The following is a 273-nucleotide window of genomic DNA, read 5'->3' as shown; positions in this document are numbered from 1 at the left end:
GCCCTTGGCCACGCCTGTGGTGCCGCCGGTGTACTGCAGGAACGCGACGTCGTCCGGGCCCTGCTGAACGGGTTTGAAAGTCTGCCGCTCGCCTTCCGCAATTGCAGTGTTGAATTTGACGTGGCCCGGCAAACTCCAGGCCGGCACCATTTTCTTCACCTGACGCACGACGAAGTTCACAACCGCGCCTTTGACGCCCATCAGATCGCCCATTGCCGCGACCACGATATGCTTCACCGCGGTATTGCGCACAACTGCCTGCAAAGTTACCGC

1 protein-coding gene is annotated in these 273 nt (G+C 60.8%); it reads right to left on the bottom strand.

Going from position 1 to position 273, the window contains the following annotated elements; genetic code table 11:
* Positions 1-273, bottom strand: a 273-nt coding sequence (locus SB822_RS57120; protein ID WP_410859109.1) for an AMP-binding protein, incomplete at both ends; no start/stop codon positions are given.

This window comes from Paraburkholderia sp. SIMBA_054 (assembly GCF_046534875.1).
Classification (GTDB): Bacteria; Pseudomonadota; Gammaproteobacteria; order Burkholderiales; family Burkholderiaceae; genus Paraburkholderia; species Paraburkholderia hospita.
Note: the sequence above shows the minus strand (reverse complement) of the source record. Positions and strands in the feature narration are given on the sequence as shown.